At 59.9% G+C, this 13,786-nt stretch carries 10 protein-coding genes and 1 pseudogene; 9 read left to right on the forward strand and 2 right to left on the reverse strand.

The window, feature by feature from the left end; genetic code table 11:
• Positions 1–4: 4 nt before the first annotated feature.
• The 4 genes from flgB to flgE are packed head-to-tail and all read left to right on the forward strand — an operon-like array spanning position 5 to position 2,952.
• Positions 5–412 (forward strand): flagellar basal body rod protein FlgB, encoded by a 408-nt coding sequence (gene flgB / locus LRS56_02445; protein WDU63442.1) that lies wholly within the window; start codon positions 5–7, stop codon positions 410–412.
• A gap of 3 nt (positions 413–415) precedes the next feature.
• The gene (flgC, locus tag LRS56_02450; GenBank protein WDU63443.1) at positions 416–868 is read left to right on the forward strand and encodes a flagellar basal body rod protein FlgC; all 453 of its coding nucleotides are present in this window, start codon (positions 416–418) and stop codon (positions 866–868) included.
• 16 nt (positions 869–884) lie between these two features.
• A complete protein-coding gene (gene flgD, locus LRS56_02455; protein ID WDU63444.1) occupies positions 885–1,604 on the forward strand; it encodes a flagellar hook assembly protein FlgD in 720 nt (239 codons plus the stop codon).
• Positions 1,605–1,635: 31 nt separating this feature from the next.
• Positions 1,636–2,952, forward strand: coding sequence for a flagellar hook protein FlgE (gene flgE, locus LRS56_02460; protein ID WDU63445.1), 1,317 nt, complete (start codon positions 1,636–1,638; stop codon positions 2,950–2,952).
• A 1,397-nt stretch (positions 2,953–4,349) separates the two neighbouring features.
• Here flgE and LRS56_02465 read toward each other — a convergent pair.
• Complete coding sequence (locus LRS56_02465) at positions 4,350–7,244, reverse strand: ribonucleoside-diphosphate reductase subunit alpha (GenBank protein ID WDU63446.1); 2,895 nt, start codon at positions 7,242–7,244, stop codon at positions 4,350–4,352.
• Positions 7,245–8,088: 844 nt separating this feature from the next.
• Between LRS56_02465 and LRS56_02470 the strand changes: the two genes are divergently transcribed.
• Entirely contained in the window at positions 8,089–8,814 is a 726-nt protein-coding gene (locus LRS56_02470; protein ID WDU63447.1) for a response regulator, read from the forward strand.
• Complete coding sequence (locus tag LRS56_02475; GenBank protein WDU63448.1) at positions 8,811–10,421, forward strand: ATP-binding protein; 1,611 nt, start codon at positions 8,811–8,813, stop codon at positions 10,419–10,421. Before LRS56_02470 ends, LRS56_02475 begins: the two co-directional genes overlap by 4 nt.
• Before the next feature lie 81 nt (positions 10,422–10,502).
• On the opposite strand, the gene LRS56_02480 is transcribed toward LRS56_02475, so the two are convergent.
• Complete coding sequence (locus tag LRS56_02480) at positions 10,503–11,219, reverse strand: 4'-phosphopantetheinyl transferase superfamily protein (GenBank protein ID WDU63449.1); 717 nt, start codon at positions 11,217–11,219, stop codon at positions 10,503–10,505.
• Positions 11,220–11,355: 136 nt separating this feature from the next.
• On the opposite strand from LRS56_02480, the gene LRS56_02485 reads away from it, so the two are divergent.
• The 3 genes and pseudogenes from LRS56_02485 to LRS56_02495 all read left to right on the forward strand — a co-directional run bounded on the left by LRS56_02485 (position 11,356) and on the right by LRS56_02495 (position 13,704).
• Complete coding sequence (locus tag LRS56_02485) at positions 11,356–11,664, forward strand: hypothetical protein (protein WDU63450.1); 309 nt, start codon at positions 11,356–11,358, stop codon at positions 11,662–11,664.
• Between the two features lie 18 nt (positions 11,665–11,682).
• Positions 11,683–12,361, forward strand: a pseudogene (locus tag LRS56_02490) (response regulator).
• Positions 12,358–13,704 (forward strand): ATP-binding protein, encoded by a 1,347-nt coding sequence (locus LRS56_02495; protein ID WDU63451.1) that lies wholly within the window; start codon positions 12,358–12,360, stop codon positions 13,702–13,704. The pseudogene LRS56_02490 and the gene LRS56_02495 overlap by 4 nt, the downstream one beginning before the upstream one ends.
• The last annotated feature ends 82 nt before the right edge of the window (positions 13,705–13,786 follow it).

The following is a 13,786-nucleotide window of genomic DNA, read 5'->3' on the forward strand; positions in this document are numbered from 1 at the left end:
CGCCATGAGCATCAGCTTCGATAAAGCGCTCGGTATCCACGAACAAGCATTGGGCTTCCGCGCCCAGCGTGCCGAAGTCCTGGCTAACAACATTGCCAACGCCGACACCCCGAACTACAAGGCTCGGGACCTGGACTTCTCCGCCGTGCTCGCCGCACAGCAGGACAAGACCAAGAACGGCACCTTCGCCTTGAATATGACCAACAGCCGTCATATCGAAGCGCAAGGCTTGAGTAATGGCGACGAGTCGCTGCTGTATCGCACGCCGATGCAGCCGTCGATCGACCAGAACACCGTCGACGCCCAGCTGGAGCAATCGGCCTACGCCGAGAACTCGGTGAACTTCCAGGCCAGCTTTACCCTGCTCAACAGTAAATTCAAAGGGCTGATGTCAGCCCTGCGTGGAGAGTAAGCCATGTCCCTAGCCAGTGTTTTCAATATTGCCGGCAGTGGCATGAGCGCGCAGACCACGCGTTTGAACACCGTCGCCAGTAACATCGCCAACGCCGAGACCGTGTCTTCGAGCATTGACCAGACCTACCGCGCCCGTCACCCGGTGTTCGCCACCATGTTCCAGGACGGCCAGGCCGGCCAGAGTGGCAGCGGCGCTTCGCTGTTCCAGAACCAGGATGCCGCAGGCCAAGGCGTGCAGGTGCTCGGCGTGGTGGAAGACCAGAGCAATCTGGAAGCCCGCTACGAGCCGAATCACCCGGCAGCCAACGAAAAAGGCTACGTGTACTACCCGAACGTCAACGTGGTCGAGGAAATGGCAGACATGATCTCCGCCAGCCGCTCGTTCCAGACCAACGCGGAAATGATGAACACCGCCAAAACCATGATGCAGAAGGTCCTGACCCTGGGTCAGTGATAAGGGGCGCCAAATAATGGCCATTGTTGACACGAGTACCAACACGGCAGTCCAGGACCTTTTCAACTCCAAGGTCAAGACCGCTACGGATAACGTCTCCAGCGTTTCCAGTGCCGCCACCGGCAACCAGTCACTGGGCAAGGACGCGTTCCTGCAACTGCTGGTAACTCAACTGAAAAACCAGAACCCGCTGTCGCCTCAGGACAACGGCGCGTTCGTGGCTCAGTTGGCACAGTTCAGCAGCCTGGAAGGCATCAACACCCTGAATGACTCGGTCAATTCTATCTCCAGCAACTTCAGCTCCTCGCAGGCGCTGCAGGCTTCGTCGCTGGTGGGGCGCTCGATCATCACCCAGACCGACAAGGCCCTGGTGGATACCAGCAAGAGCATGACCGGTTCGGTGGCAGTGACGGCTGCGACCGGCAATGTCGCGGTAAAAATCACTGACGCGAACGGCAACGTAGTGCGCACCCTCAATCTGGGTGCCCAGAGCGCCGGTACTTCCGACTTTATCTGGGATGGTAAAAACGACGCGGGCGAGGTTGCCTCGGCTGGGACTTACACCTTCGCGGCCACTACCAAGAATGACGCGGGCGATTCGGTTGCCCTGACAACTTCGCTGCCGGCCACGGTGACCAGTGTGACGTTGAGCAAGACCGGCGGCGAAATGCTGCTGAACCTTGCAGGTGGCATGGGCAGCGTCAAGCTGTCGCAAATTCAGACTATCGGTACATAGAGCCGGCTAAATACGGCAGAGGGAGAGAAACATGTCTTTTAATATCGGCCTTAGCGGCCTCTATGCGGCCAACAAACAACTGGACGTGACCGGCAACAACATCGCCAACGTCGCGACCACTGGCTTCAAGTCGTCCCGTGCGGAATTCGCCGACATCTACGCGGCGTCCAAACTGGGCACCGGCCAGAACAGCATCGGCAACGGCGTGAACCTGGCGGCCGTGTCCCAGCAGTTCACCCAAGGTGATGTGAACAACAGTGGCGGCATCCTGGACATGGCGATCCAGGGCGGTGGCTTCTTTGTACAGAAAGGCAGCGACGGTTCGCTGGAGTACACCCGCAGCGGTGCTTTCCGTTCCGACAAAGATGGCTACATCACCAACAACACCGGGACCTCGCGCTTGCAGGGCTACGCAGCGGATGCCGATGGCAACATCACCAAGGGCGGCCTGGTCGATCTGCAACTGAACCTGGGTAACCTGGCGCCGAAGGCTTCCAGCAAGGTGGACTCCACCAGTAACCTGAACTCCTCGGAGACGGCGATTGATCAGACGGCCAAGCCATTCGATCCAACCGACACCAGCACGTTCACCACGCAGTACAGCACCAGCTTGTACGACACCCAGGGCAACTCGCACACCATGGTGCAGTACATGGTCAAGACGGACTCCAACGAATGGAAGTCCTATACCTTGATCGACGGGCGCAACCCTGACGGCACCCCGATCAGCGGCACCGGCGCCGTGGCGCCTGTTGCTTCTACGCTGACGTTCGACACCGCAGGTAAGCTCTCCGGGATCGTAACCCCGCCCAGCACTGCTTCAAACACCACCCTGACCATCAGCGACTGGAAGCCCGGCGCTTTGGTCAATGGCGTCTGGACCGATAACGGCGCTGCTGCCAACCCAGGCGGTATTGCTGTCAACATGTCGAACATTACCCAATACAACTCGGCCAGCTACCGCAACCCACCGGTCACCGATGGTTACGCCACCGGCCAGATCACCGGCCTGAAAATCGACGGCAGCGGTGTACTGTTCGCCACGTTCAGCAACCAGCAGAGCAAGGCCATCGGCCAGATTTCCCTGGCCAGCTTCAACAATGAACAGGGCCTGCAGCCATCGGGCGGCACCGCCTGGAGAGAGACCTTCGCATCGGGCCAGCCGGGTTACGACACTCCGCAAGCCGGCACTTTGGGTTCGATCGTGGCCAACTCCCTGGAGAACTCCAACGTCAACCTGACCAACGAGCTGGTGGACCTGATCAAGGCCCAGAGCAACTACCAGGCGAACGCCAAGACCATCTCCACCCAGAGCACCATCATGCAGACCATCATTCAGATGACCTGATGCGGTAATGCTCCACAAAAAGCCCCTCGAAAGAGGGGCTTTTTTGTGGGCGTCTTTTACTGCCAGGACGTTTCCCGCTTCTGGCAGGAGCGGGAGATGACAGATGCACGTTGGAACTGACCACCGCTTTCTTTCCACTTATCAGGCCAGGAAAGCAGATCTTGTCATTACAGGGTGGATCGGTATGTGGAATTCATCGATGGCTGGCCAAGGGGTCGGGGCAGGTCGGTATGAGGTGGGTGGGGCAGGCCAAAACCTATTGGGCGTAAGCCGTTCAGATGGCCGCAATGATGATGTGAGCGCTGAGAAGGACGTGGTTAGAAAGCTGATCAGTGCGCTTGATGATGCCAGCAACACGTTCAAGAACCAGACGGTTCGAGATCTGCGGGACAAGCTCAATGAAAAGCGCAATGAGCTAGGCGACGACAAATTCAAGGACATCCTCGAACAACTGAAGAAGGAGGTGGCTGACAGTTGGCTGGCACTGTTGAAGCGGCTGTTTCCGGATCTTTTTCCGGATGAGCTGTCTCCCAGTCCTTCGCCACCAATTGGCAATAGCAATGGCAATGGCAATGGCAATGGCAATGGCAATGGCAATGGCATCAGGAGTGGGAGAGTTAATCCGAGTGATTTTGGCGCTGTAAAATCCATGAGTGATAAGCCCTTTACCAAGGGGGCTGGCTACACACACGTCAACTTGGACAGGAGCAACCCAGGCGTAAAACCGGGTATGGGCAATGAGGCCGATAATATCTGGACTGGCTTCAAGCAGGGTCCGGACGGAAATTGCACCACGGTTGCAGCGATAAAGTCTTCGATGATGAAGTTTGGCAAAAGCGTGAATGATGTATTCAGCGATGTAAGGGCGTCAGGCGATGGCTATGACGTGCAGATGCGCGATGGGTTCCGGCTTCATTTGAGCAGGAATGAGTTGACGCAAGCGGCACAACAGGCCCGGTTCGAGGGTACCGATACCCAAATGATCACCAACGCTAACTTTATGTACGCCGCCAGTGCCAAGCGGGCTTATATGCAGGGTAATGAGGGATATGGTCACGGTAACGATCGCAATGCTCAGCGAAGCTATCTGGATGCATTGGTAAGCTTGAACGACGGTGAGCGCCCCGATGAAGTGCTCGATCGCTTGGGGCTCAAGGGTCTGTACAAGAAATCTTCGAGTGATGATCTTGCCGAGGGTGCGTTGGGTGTTGTCGCCTATGGCGGGCACACGATGGCGGTGATCGGGGGGAATGTAGAATTGTGGGGGGGCAAGGTGGTCGGCCCAAGCCAGAGGATTGGAGGTGGGGGGGAGCGTACGAATTTATATAAGGCTGCCCTGCAGAAAACGAGAAAGCCCGTTAACCTTCCGGTTAACGGGCCTTCAGTAACTGCTCAGCTTATTGGCAAGCTTCGCAATCCGGCTCGTCAATCGCGCAAGCCTTTGGCACTGGTGCCGGGCCGGCTGGAGCAGCCAGAACCGAATCATCACCATGGTTGCCGCTGGAAACAGCGTTCAGCTTACCGGTGTTGATGGTCGACTTCTCGGTGCTGGTCGCGGCCAGGGCACGGAGGTAGTAAGTGGTTTTCAGGCCACGGTACCACGCCATGCGGTAGGTCACGTCGAGCTTCTTGCCCGAAGCGCCGGCGATGTACAGGTTCAGCGACTGGGCCTGGTCGATCCACTTCTGACGACGGCTGGCGGCGTCAACGATCCACTTGGTGTCCACTTCGAACGCGGTCGCGTAGAGCTCTTTGAGTTCTTGCGGGATGCGCTCGATCTGTTGCACCGAACCGTCGTAGTACTTCAGGTCGTTGATCATGACCGAGTCCCACAGGCCGCGGGCTTTCAGGTCGCGTACCAGGTACGGGTTGATCACGGTGAATTCGCCCGACAGGTTCGATTTCACATACAGGTTCTGATAAGTCGGTTCGATCGACTGCGATACGCCGGTGATGTTGGCGATGGTCGCGGTCGGTGCGATGGCCATGATGTTGGAGTTACGAATACCTTTTTGCACACGGGCACGTACCGGCGCCCAGTCCAGGGATTCGTTCAGGTCAACGTCGATGTACTTCTGGCCACGTTGCTCGATCAGGATCTGTTGCGAATCCAGCGGCAGGATGCCCTTGGACCACAGCGAACCCTGGAACGTCTCGTAGGCACCGCGCTCGTCGGCCAGGTCGCAGGAAGCCTGGATCGCATAGTAGCTGACCGCTTCCATGGACTTGTCGGCGAACTCGACCGCAGCATCCGAACCGTAAGGAATGTGCTGCAGGTACAGCGCGTCCTGGAAGCCCATGATGCCCAGGCCGACCGGACGGTGCTTGAAGTTGGAGTTCTGCGCCTGTGGCACCGAGTAGTAGTTGATGTCGATCACGTTATCGAGCATGCGAACAGCGGTGTTGACGGTGCGCTCCAGCTTGGCGGTGTCCAGCTTGCCGTTGACGATGTGGTTCGGCAGGTTGATCGAGCCGAGGTTGCAAACGGCGATCTCGTCCTTGTTGGTGTTCAAGGTGATCTCGGTGCACAGGTTCGAGCTGTGGACCACGCCCACGTGCTGCTGCGGGCTGCGCAGGTTGCACGGGTCTTTGAAGGTCAGCCATGGGTGGCCGGTTTCAAACAGCATGGAGAGCATTTTGCGCCACAGGTCTTTGGCCTGGATGGTCTTGAACAGCTTGATCTTGCCCGGGTACTGGGACAGTGCTTCGTAGTACTCGTAGCGCTCTTCGAAGGCTTTACCGGTCAGGTCGTGCAGGTCCGGCACTTCGGATGGCGAGAACAGGGTCCACGGGCCGTCATCGAAGACGCGCTTCATGAACAGGTCAGGGATCCAGTTGGCGGTGTTCATGTCGTGGGTACGACGACGATCATCACCGGTGTTCTTGCGCAGCTCGATGAACTCTTCAATGTCCATGTGCCAGGTTTCCAGGTAGGCACACACAGCGCCTTTGCGCTTGCCACCCTGGTTAACCGCAACGGCGGTGTCGTTGACCACTTTCAGGAACGGTACAACGCCCTGGGACTTGCCGTTGGTGCCCTTGATGTACGAACCCAAGGCACGTACCGGAGTCCAGTCGTTGCCCAGGCCGCCAGCGAATTTGGACAGCATGGCGTTGTCGTGGATCGCGTGGTAGATGCCCGACAGGTCATCCGGCACGGTGGTCAGGTAGCAGCTGGACAGCTGTGGACGCAGGGTGCCGGCGTTGAACAGCGTCGGGGTCGACGACATGTAGTCGAAGGACGACAGCAGGTTGTAGAACTCGATGGCACGGTCTTCTTTGTGCTTCTCTTCAATCGCCAGGCCCATGGCCACGCGCATGAAGAACACTTGCGGCAGTTCGAAGCGGATCCCGTCCTTGTGGATGAAGTAACGGTCGTACAGGGTCTGCAGGCCCAGGTAGGTGAACTGCTGGTCGCGCTCGTGGTTGATCGCCTTGCCGAGTTTTTCCAGGTCGAAAGTAGCCAGGACCGGGTTCAGCAATTCGAATTCGATACCCTTGGCGATATAGGCCGGCAGGGCCTTGGCGTACAGGTCGGCCATTTCGTGGTGAGTGGCGCTGTCGGCGACTTTCAGGAAGCCCAGGCCTTCGGCACGCAGGGTGTCCATCAGCAGGCGTGCGGTCACGAAAGAGTAGTTCGGCTCACGTTCAACCAGGGTACGGGCGGTCATCACCAGGGCGGTGTTGACGTCGGTCAGGGCCACGCCGTCGTACAGGTTTTTCAGGGTTTCGCGCTGGATCAGATCACCATCGACTTCTTCCAGGCCTTCGCAGGCCTCGGTGATGATGGTGTTCAGGCGGCCCAGGTCCAGCGGCGCGAATGTACCGTCAGCCAGGGTGATGCGGATCGACGGGTGAGCTTGTACCGCCGCTTCTTCAGCCGGGGAACGCACGGCGCGCTCTTTGGAGCGGGCGTCGCGATAGATCACGTAGTCACGCGCGACTTTCTGCTCGCCGGCACGCATCAGGGCCAGTTCGACCTGGTCCTGGATTTCTTCGATGTGGATGGTGCCGCCCGACGGCATGCGGCGCTTGAAGGTCGCGGTAACCTGTTCGGTCAGACGGGCAACGGTGTCGTGGATGCGCGACGAGGCAGCAGCGGTGCCGCCTTCAACTGCAAGAAACGCTTTGGTGATGGCGACGGTGATTTTGTCATCGGTGTAAGGAACGACAGTGCCGTTACGCTTGATCACACGCAATTGGCCAGGTGCGGTAGCAGACAGATCCAGATTCGAATCAGCGGCCTGCGGCACGGAGCCTTGCGGGTTCTCGCGAGTTGTGTCGGTTTGCATGGGGGGTTGTCTCCACATTCTATATTTATTTGGGCACCATCACGGTGCCCACCGTTCCGTCCTGAAGCACTTACAACAGGCCTTGGCCTGGCATAACAACTTCGGGACAGGAGGAAGGGAGCTCATCGCGCCGCTTCCATGCCGAAGTCTTTGGTTCGGGGCTTGAAGCCCTTGGCCGTATTCCTGGTGGGTGACAGTTGCCTGGTTCCAGCACTGCAACACCCGTACCGTTTTCCGCTCTGTGTAGCTCGAAAACGGTTGCCATCCGCATGCGCGGTTTGGGCTTTCAAAAAATGCTTTGGTTAGACCAAACAGGAGCAAGAAAGGGCTTGAGTTTCTTGTCTGATTTGTGTTGGGTCTTTTCGCTCAAAACCCTACATGTAGGGTTTTTTAGCGCCGAGCTACAAGATAATGCGTTTTGGGGGGCTTAGCAACGCACTACCTGTGGATAACGCTGTGGGTAAAATGTGTATGAATCGTGGAACAGCCGTGTAGGCCGCAGTACTGCTGGAGTCAGCCGTTTGTCACCGAATATTCCAAGATAAAAACAGCCGATTGGATTTTTGAGGGCGCGAACCCTATCACAAAAAAACCTGATCACCGAATGGATTTCCCGGCTTGTGTTTGAGGGTTGGCCCATGGCTACAATCTGCTTTGTTATGCCATCAAAACATGACAGACAGGCTGCGGCTGGCGATGATCAGCATGTGGGAGCGGGCTTGCTCGCGAAGGCGTTGCATCAGCAACAGACGTGTTGTTTGGTACACCGCCTTCGCGAGCAAGCCCGCTCCCACATTCGACCGAGTCCACCCTAAGAACTTCTTATAAAAAACGAGGATCACCCGTGGAGCAAGAAGCCTGGCAGGTATTGATTGTCGAGGATGACCAGCGCTTGGCTGAGTTGACCCGTGACTATCTGGAGAGCAACGGCCTGCGGGTGTCGGTGGAAGGCGATGGGGCCCTGGCGGCGGCGCGGATCATTGCCGAGCAGCCGGACCTGGTGATCCTTGACCTGATGCTGCCCGGTGAAGACGGCCTGAGCATCTGCCGCAAGGTGCGCGAGCGCTACGACGGCGTGATCCTGATGCTTACGGCCCGTACAGACGACATGGACCAAGTGCTGGGCCTGGACATGGGAGCCGACGATTATGTGTGCAAGCCGGTGCGCCCGCGTTTGCTGCTGGCGCGTATCCAGGCCCTGCTGCGGCGCAGCGAACCCGCCGAACCGGTTGCCGTGGAAAACCAGCGGCGCCTGCAGTTCGGCCCGCTGGTGGTTGATAACGCGCTACGCGAAGCCTGGTTGCATGAGGGCGGCATCGAACTGACCAGCGCCGAATTCGACCTGCTGTGGCTGTTGGTGGCGAATGCCGGGCGCATCCTGTCCCGCGAAGAAATTTTTATCGCCTTGCGCGGCATCGGCTATGACGGCCAGGACCGCTCGATCGACGTACGCATCTCGCGGATTCGCCCCAAGATCGGCGATGACCCGATCCACCCGCGCTTGATCAAGACCATCCGCAGCAAAGGCTACCTGTTCGTGCCTGAAGCCGCCGCCGATATGCCGCTGTGAACTCGATCTTCCTGCGCATCTATGGCGGCATGTGCGCGGCGCTGATCCTGGTGGCGCTGCTTGGCGTGCTGGCCTTGCACTTGCTCAACGAGGTGCGCAGCGGCCAGTACCGCGAGCGTCTGGCCCATGGCACCTTTGCCCTGATGGGCGACAATTTGCAGCCGATGAGCCCGATCGAGCGCCAGCGCGCCCTGGCTGTGTGGGAACGCCTGCTGGGCATCCCCCTGGACTTGCGCCCGCTGGCCGACGCGCAGTTGGACCTCAGCCAACGTAATCGCCTGCAACGTGGGCAGGTGCTGGTAGAGCAAACCGGGCCGCATGCGGCGCGGGTATTGCGGCTGGTCAGCGACAGCTCGCAACTTGTGCTCACAGGCGAAGTGCAACAGATCAGCGAACAACTGGCCCGCGCCACTATTTACCTGCTGGCTGACGAATTGGTGCGTTTTCCGGTGGCCGAGCAACCGCAGCGTCTGGCCGCTATAAAAGAAGCCAAGGGCTTTGGCTTCGAGATGCACCTGATGACCCTCGACCAGGCCGATATGGACGACGACCAGCGCCGTCGCGTGGCTGAAGGCGATACGGTGATGGCCCTGGGCAAGGGCGGCGATTCGATTCGCGTATTCGCCGGCATGGTCGGCACGCCGTGGGTGCTGGAAATCGGCCCGCTGTTTCAGATGAACCCTTACCCGGCGCAATGGTTGATCCTGATCGCCTTGATCAGCCTGACCCTGATCGGCCTGATCGTCTATTTATTGGTGCGCCAGCTTGAGCGGCGGCTGCGGGGGCTGGAAGCCGCCGCCACGCGTATCGCCAAGGGCAACCTGCAAGTGCGCGTACCGGCCCGTGGCGCCGACTCCGTAGGGCGCCTGGCGGCCGCGTTCAATGGCATGGCCGAGCACTTGCAGCAATTGCTGGCGATCCAGCGTGAACTGGTGCGGGCAGTGTCCCACGAACTGCGCACGCCGGTGGCGCGCTTGCGCTTTGGCCTGGAGATGATCGGCGACGCCGCCACACCCGAAGCCCGGCGCAAATACCTGGAGGGCATGGACAACGATATCCAGGACCTGGATGGCCTGGTGGATGAAATGCTGACTTACGCCCGCCTGGAACAGGGCTCGCCGGAGCTGAATTTCCAACGGGTGGACCTGGATGCGCTGCTCGATCAGGTGATCGGCGAATTATCGCCACTGCGCCCGCAGATCACTGTGGCGCGGGGTATTTGCCTGTCTTCGGCGCATTGGGATGACGCCTGGGTCGACGCCGAACCGCGCTACCTGCACCGCGCCCTGCAAAACCTGGTGAGCAACGCCATGCGCCACGCTCAGGGCCAGGTGTTGATCAGTTACCAGGTGGGCCAGGTGCGCTGCCGTATCGATGTGGAAGACGACGGCCCGGGTGTGCCGGAAAGTGCCTGGGAGCGCATCTTCACGCCGTTCCTGCGGCTGGACGACAGCCGCACCCGCGCCTCGGGCGGGCATGGCCTGGGGTTGTCGATTGTGCGGCGGATTATTTACTGGCACGGCGGGCGGGCGCTGATCAGCAAGAGCAACAACCTGGGCGGGGCATGTTTCAGTTTGAGTTGGCCCAGAGACCAGGATAAACCCTGATGCCGCCACCGCTGGCAAGCCAGCTTCCACAGGAGAATACATTCCAAATGTGGGCGCTGGCTTGCCTGCGATAGCGATCTATCAGGCGCTGATGGCCACAAGGCTCAATAACTGCTCGCCATTCACCACAAACTGCCCCGCCAACTCCGTGCCATGGCGCCACTCGCTGGACAGGTCCGTCAGCAATCGCAGGCGCACAGCCCCTGCGTCGGACCACTCCACCAACTCGGCATGCTCAAAATAAAAGCGCTTGTGCACAATCGGGTAGAGCGCCTTGAACAGGCTTTCCTTGGCGGAAAACGTCAGCGTCACCAGCAGGGCATGCTGCTCACGCGGTAATGCGGCCATGCGCTGCAATTCATCCGCAGTCAGAATTTCCCCGGCCAGGCGCTCGGCCCGTTCCAGGCTCAGGACATTCTCCAGGTCCATGCCCAGCCCGCGCCATTGCGCCTTGTGCCCGACAATCGCCGCCGCGTGCCCGGTGCTGTGGGTGATGGAACCGCTGATATGCGCGGGCCACACCGGGGCGCGGTCTTCGCCGATTGCAGGGATGCAGTCCAGGTGATCGAGTTGTTGCAGCGCGGCGCGGGCACACAGCCGGCCGGCCAGGAACTCGGCCTGGCGCTTGGCCACCGAGCGCTGGATGCTCGGCGGTGGCGGCACGGCGCTGCGCTGGAAATCACCCGCGGCCAGCAGGCTGGGGTCAAAGCGGGTGCTCAGAAACACCGTGCCCGGCAACGGTTCGGGCAGCGGCCAATGGGCGTCGAGTGGGGTGCAGCAAGCGGGTAAGGGCGTCATGGGCGGTATTTTGCCGAGTTGCTGCACCTGAGGATAGCCCGCTGTGGTTCAGGCGAGGTTCAGAGCCTGTTCAGGGGGAGTTCAGGGGCGCTTGCGTAGTCTGCGTTCAACAGCCAAACGCGTAGAGGTAAGCCCCATGACTGCGATTAAAAAGCTGATGTTGGCGTTAACCATGCTCAGTGCTACCGCCGGCGTCCAGGCTTCGGATGGTGCCTTTGCCGCATTCGGTCGTGAGAAAACCAAAAAAACCAGCACCCTGATTCAGCGCGTCAGCGTTGAAGACGCGGGCAGCCAGCCGACGCCCTGGGGGCAGTCGCTGGGCCTCACCAGCCCGCAGCCGAGCTACCGCGCCGGCTACGAACACCTGACCGGCCACTACAATGGCATTAAACTGCGCCCGCAAGACTTGCAGGGCCGCTATGATATCCCCCTGTCGGACAGTTGAATTGCTTTGGAGAGCCTTATGAAATTGCTGGTCGTGGAAGATGAGGCGCTGCTGCGTCATCACCTGTTCACCCGACTCACCGACAGCGGGCATGTGGTCGAGGCCGTGGCCAATGCCGAGGAAGCCCTGTACCAGACCGGGCAATTCAACCATGACCTGGCGATCATCGACCTGGGCCTGCCCGGCATGGGCGGCCTGGACCTGATCCGTCAACTGCGCAGCCAGGCCAAGACCTTCCCGATCCTGATCCTGACCGCGCGCGGCAACTGGCAGGACAAGGTCGAGGGCCTGGCCGCAGGTGCCGACGACTACGTGGTCAAACCATTCCAGTTCGAAGAGCTGGAGGCGCGGATGAACGCCTTGCTGCGCCGCTCCAGCGGCTTTACGCAGTCGACCATCGTCGCTGGGCCGTTGTTGCTGGACCTCAACCGTAAGCAGGCATCCCTCGACGAGCAGCCCCTGGCACTGACCGCCTACGAATACCGGATCCTCGAATACCTGATGCGCCATCACCAGCAAGTGGTGGCAAAGGACCGTTTGATGGAACAGCTCTACCCCGATGACGACGAGCGCGACCCGAACGTCATCGAAGTGCTGGTCGGCCGCCTGCGCCGCAAGCTGGAAGGCCCGGCGGGGGTTCAAGCCGATCGACACCGTGCGCGGCCTGGGCTATCTGTTTAACGAGCGCTGCCGTTGATTCGCTCGTTACGCGTGCGCTTGATGCTGGCGGCCGCCACCCTGGCCGTGCTGTTTATGCTGGGTTTGTTACCGGCGATGCAGGGCGCATTCAGCCTGGCGTTGCAGGATTCCATCGAGCAACGCCTGGCGTCGGACGTCACCACCTTGATTTCGGCAGCGCGGGTCGAAAATAACCGCCTGCTGATGCCGGCGCAGTTGCCGGATGAGCGTTTCAACCTCACCGATAGCCGGCTGCTGGGCTATATCTATGACCGTGAAGGCCACCTGGTGTGGCGCTCGCGGGCGACCAAGGAAGAAAACATCAACTACAAGCCGCGCTACGACGGGCGCGGCAACGAGTTTGCGCGGATTCGCGAAGCCAACGGCCAGGAATTCTTCGTCTATGACGTGGAGGTCAAGCTGCTTGGCGGCAAGAGCGCGGCGTTCAGTATCGTCGCCCTGCAGCCGGTGCGCGAATACCAGCTGACCCTTGAAGGCTTGCGCGAAAACCTCTACCTGGGGTTCGGCGCGGCCTTGCTGGTGCTGCTGACCTTGCTCTGGCTGGGCCTGACCTGGGGCTTGCAAGCGCTACGGCGCTTGAGCCAGGAACTCGACCAGATCGAAGGCGGCACCCGCGAAAGCCTCAGCGAAGAACACCCTCGCGAGCTGCTGCGCCTGACCGGCTCCCTTAACCGTTTGCTGCACAGCGAGCGCGAACAACGTGCGCGTTACCGCGATTCCCTCGACGACCTGGCCCACAGCCTGAAAACCCCACTGGCGGTGTTGCAGGGGGTGAGCGAAGACATGGCCCAGCGCCCCGAAGACCGTGACCAGGCGTGGGTGCTGCAATCCCAGATCGAGCGCATGAGCCAGCAGATCAGCTACCAGCTGCAGCGCGCCAGCCTGCGTAAAAGCGGCCTGGTGCGCCATCAGGTGCGGCTGGCGCCGGTGCTGCAAAGCCTGTGCGATACGCTGGACAAGGTCTACCGCGACAAACGCGTCACGGTGTTCTTTGACTTGCCGCCGGAGTGCGATGTACCGATCGAGAAGGGCGCGTTGCTGGAGTTGCTCGGCAACCTGCTGGAAAACGCCTATCGGTTGTGCCTGAGCGAAGTGCGCATCAGCCTGGTAGAAAGCCTGGAAGGCACTGAGCTGTGCATCGAAGATGATGGGCCGGGCGTACCGCCGGACCAGCGTGCACGCATCCTGCAAAGGGGCGAGCGGCTGGACCGTCAGCACCCGGGGCAGGGCATTGGCCTGGCGGTGGTTAAAGACATCATTGAAAGCTATGGCGCACGGCTGACCCTTGGGGATTCACCGTTGGGTGGGGCGGCGTTCAAGATTCACTTTCCGGCAGTCTGATCTTTATTGGCTGTAAGGGCCTCTTCGCGAGCAAGCCCGCTCCCACATTTTGACCGAGTTCTAACAGTGGAATGCAGTCGAA

Source organism: Pseudomonas poae, assembly GCA_028869255.1.
Lineage (GTDB): Bacteria > Pseudomonadota > Gammaproteobacteria > Pseudomonadales > Pseudomonadaceae > Aquipseudomonas > Aquipseudomonas poae_C.

Excerpts from the sequence above, each read along its gene's own strand:
- flgB (WDU63442.1), top strand. The coding sequence starts at position 5 with ATGAGCATCAGCTTCGATAAAGCGCTCGGTATCCACGAACAAGCATTG.
- LRS56_02485 (WDU63450.1), top strand. The coding sequence starts at position 11,356 with ATGACTGCGATTAAAAAGCTGATGTTGGCGTTAACCATGCTCAGTGCT.
- LRS56_02480 (WDU63449.1), bottom strand. The coding sequence starts at position 11,219 with ATGACGCCCTTACCCGCTTGCTGCACCCCACTCGACGCCCATTGGCCG.
- flgC (WDU63443.1), top strand. The coding sequence starts at position 416 with ATGTCCCTAGCCAGTGTTTTCAATATTGCCGGCAGTGGCATGAGCGCG.
- flgE (WDU63445.1), top strand. The coding sequence starts at position 1,636 with ATGTCTTTTAATATCGGCCTTAGCGGCCTCTATGCGGCCAACAAACAA.
- flgD (WDU63444.1), top strand. The coding sequence starts at position 885 with ATGGCCATTGTTGACACGAGTACCAACACGGCAGTCCAGGACCTTTTC.
- LRS56_02465 (WDU63446.1), bottom strand. The coding sequence starts at position 7,244 with ATGCAAACCGACACAACTCGCGAGAACCCGCAAGGCTCCGTGCCGCAG.